The 3,725-nt window shown below is 42.8% G+C and carries 3 protein-coding genes; 1 reads left to right on the top strand and 2 read right to left on the bottom strand.

Going from position 1 to position 3,725, the window contains the following annotated elements:
* The coding region (locus AAFP11_RS29995; protein WP_341740276.1) for a sulfurtransferase at positions 1–784 on the bottom strand (784 nt) is incomplete at its 3' end.
* A gap of 77 nt (positions 785–861) precedes the next feature.
* A complete protein-coding gene (locus tag AAFP11_RS30000; RefSeq protein ID WP_341740277.1) occupies positions 862–2,025 on the bottom strand; it encodes a hypothetical protein in 1,164 nt (387 codons plus the stop codon).
* Between the two features lie 606 nt (positions 2,026–2,631).
* On the opposite strand from AAFP11_RS30000, the gene glmU reads away from it, so the two are divergent.
* Positions 2,632–3,725, top strand: a 1,094-nt coding sequence (glmU, locus tag AAFP11_RS30005) for a bifunctional UDP-N-acetylglucosamine diphosphorylase/glucosamine-1-phosphate N-acetyltransferase GlmU (protein ID WP_341740278.1), incomplete at its 3' end; no start/stop codon positions are given.

Consider the following 3,725-nt stretch of genomic DNA (forward strand, 5'->3'; position numbering starts at 1 on the left):
AAAGTTTAGCGTTGGGAATTCCGGCTATTTCTAAAGACAATAAATTCACGCAAGCTGTTACCCCGGAACCGCAATAAACCATAATTTCTTCGGCGGTGGCTAATTCTGTCCAAAGTTGCTTTTGTGCGGAAGTCGATCGCACTTTTCCTGTCTCATCTGTCACCTGTTGCCAAGGATAGTTGACAGCACCGGGAATGTGACCTGCAATGGGGTCGATCGGCTCCCGGAGGCCAAGATATCGCTCGTTCTCCCGCGAATCAACCAAAACCTTTCCCGGCAAGTCTTTTAGTGCTTTTACGGCCTCAATATCCACAATCAGGTGCGATCGCAATTCGGGGACAAATTTACCCTCACGAGGTTTTGGCAAAACATTTGTCACCGGATATCGGGCCGCTTTCCAGCCACTGAAACCCCCATCTAACAATGCTACTTTACTGTGTCCCATATATCGCAGCAGCCACCACAACCGAGCCGCAAAAGCCAACCGCGAATCGTCATAGGCTACAACTAAAGTTTCTGGGGAATTAATGCCAATTTCACTCAATTTTTCCGCTAATTCTGTAATATTTGGCAGCGGATGTCTGCCACCATGTTTTTCAACGGGACTAGCGAGGTCTTGGTTTAAATCTAAATAAAAAGCTCCGGGAATGTGACTTTCTTGATATTGTTTTTGTCCCAATTCTGGATCGGCTAGAGAAAACCGACAGTCAATAATTACAACTTGCTGATTTTCGGTATTGCCGGCTAACCATTCGGGATTAACTATCAAATTGGTGTCTGTCATATTGATTTAAAAATTACTGTGTTTGAACGGCGATAAACTTGAAAATCTCTAGAAAATAAGCTGCTTTTTTCATCACCTTATTTTTCAGGATTAGATTTCCTATTTGCTTTTTCATTAGATTCTTTTTCGGAATTGGATTTTTTAGTTGATTTTTCAGTGGCTTCTTTTTCGGAATTGGATTTTTTAGTTGATTTTTCAGTGGCTTCCTTTTCGGAATTGGATTTTTTAGTTGATTTTTCGGCTGATTCTTTTTCACCCGTGGCTGTTGTTGGACTTGGGGAAGGCAGAGTTACTGCTGATTCTTGAGCATAAATCAGATATTTCTGATACTCAGCTACTTTTGTCTGAGCTAGTTCATGATGAGGACTTGATGGGGGTACTCTTCTCATCAAAGAGATGGCTTCTTGCCAGTTATTGGCAACTAAATTCCATTCCTCTTTGGTTTTGGCACCTCGTCCTAATTCTGCTGCTTTTACTGCACTGTTAACTGCCTCTCGAAAAGAATCTGGTACTGTTGCTACAGTCGGTGTTTCCTCTAGATTTTTGCCCGCAGTTGCTGCTGGCTCGTTTAAAAGTTTACCAACAAAGGCTACGACGGCGATCGCCAATATACCTGTCACCATCCCAACTACTATAAAAGTCGATCGCAGTCTATTCTCTAATTCTTTCATTTCCGGCTGTGTAGCCTCCATATTTTTCGCAGTTTCCATGAGTTTTTCCTGATTAGCAACTATTGTATTTGTCAAGGATTTTTCAGGATTATTTTCTTGAGCAATACTTGGGTGTTCTAAAATAAATTCTTGACTCCAATCAGACACAGCCTGACCAATTTCTCGACCCTCAACTTTCACCAAGCGAATCGATTTTGGCTGCAAATCGGTTAATTGCTTGCGGACCAACTCTACTGATTTATCTGGTGCAGGTACGGGCGAAGCATCCAGAAATACTTCCAAATAATCGCCGTTGAGATTAACTGTCACTGTGATGTCTTCAGATTGTAACTGACTCTGGAGCCAAGAGGCGATCGCCTCCGGATTTCCCTGTTTTGCAAGTTCCTGAAAATTAAGCTCTGTCATAGCTGAACACCTGAATTTTTGGATAATTGATTCGCTATCACTCAATTTATTTTCGGGATTACTTTCATCCCGCCACTCATCCCGTAAACGGATAGACTTCGGGACTTCCCCTTCCTGTAGGTGAAAATTTTTGTTGATGTTAAAGCACAATAATTGAAATTTCACAAACAGTATAATCCACAAGTGTCGAAACTAGGGAGCTCGATTGAGAATTTAGGAGTCAAGGATTGGGGATGGGAGTTTTGAAGCTAGCGAGTCTAAGGATCGATGCGGTGGCTTTCCGATATTTCCCTATCCCGGTAGATTTTTCCCTCTCCTATGGGGTGCATCTGTGTTTTGCAAATATATTCGTAGGGGTGAAGCATTCCCGCTGTAAATCTCTGGTTATCACTAATAAATTGTCGGCCGGAATGCTTCACCCATACAAAATTGGGATACTCCCCTCCTATGGAACTCAACAGGAGTGTGGTGGTGCACAGCCAAGCTGCTTAAGCCACCTAGGCTGAGTAGTCGCTGACATCCGTTGATAAAAAATATCGCCCGAAGGAATTTTCCCTTTCAGATTGGAGATTAAAAAATTGTGCCCTCGCAGTACAATTGACCGATGGCTAGCGATCGGTGAGCAACGGCTAAAAAAACAACATATCCAGAATCCCTAATTCTGAAACAAGTCGGAGACAGGAGAGGGCGATCGGATTTGATGTTTTATTAGAGCGACCTACCTATCATCAGCCAAAATGTTTAACACATACTAGATTAATCGATCGCAAAATGATAGCAATAGCAATCTTAGCGGCTGGACGTGGCACGCGCATGAAATCCGACTTGCCCAAAGTTTTACAAGAATTGGGCGGTCGAACTCTAGTTGAACGAGTCCTCAACAGTTGTCAAGAAATTGAAATTTCCCGGCGACTGGTCATCGTCGGTTATCGCAGCGAACTGGTTAAAAAAGCACTCCTGGAAAATCAAGAATTAGAACCGGAAAATGCTGAATTGCCACCCTTAGAATTTGTCGAACAAACTGAACAATTAGGAACCGGTCACGCTATTCAACAACTACTGCCTCATTTACAGGGATTTACGGGAGATTTACTGGTTTTAAATGGGGATGTGCCTTTGTTGCGATCGCAAACTCTCAAGGAATTAGTAGAAACTCACCAAAAACACCAAAATTCGGCTACTTTGTTAACAGCTAATTTGGCGAATCCTCAAGGATACGGTCGAGTGTTTACAGATAGTCAAAACTTGGTAACAGAAATTGTAGAAGACCGCGATTGCACAACCGCTCAAAAAGAAAATTGTCGGATTAATGCAGGTGTTTATTGTTTTCACTGGCCACATTTGGAAAAAGTCTTGCCCCAATTGAAGGCAGACAATAACCAACAAGAATATTACCTTACTGATACGGTGAAATACATGGCACCGGTGATGGCGATGGATGTAGCAGACGAGCGGGAAATATTGGGCATTAACGATCGCAAACACTTAGCCACACTTGCGGATATTTTGCAAATGCGCATCAAGGACAAGTGGATGGCTGCGGGAGTAACCCTGATCGACCCGAATAGCATTACCATCGATGATACTGTAGAGTTGCAGCCGGATGTGATCCTGGAACCACAAACCCATTTACGAGGTAAAACTTCCATTGCTAGTGGTAGTCGCATTGGTCCAGGCAGTTTGATTGAAAACAGTCAAATTGGTAAAAATGCAACTGTACTTTATGCCGTAGTTTCTGATAGTATTGTATCTGATAATTCAAGGATTGGACCCTACGCACATTTGCGTGGTCATGCAGAAGTTGGCGCGAATTGTCGGGTGGGAAATTTTGTAGAATTGAAAAATACTCAAATAGGCGATCGCAC

This window comes from Microcoleus sp. CAWBG640 (genome assembly GCF_020883015.1).
GTDB classification, from domain to species: domain Bacteria; phylum Cyanobacteriota; class Cyanobacteriia; order Cyanobacteriales; family Microcoleaceae; genus Microcoleus; species Microcoleus anatoxicus.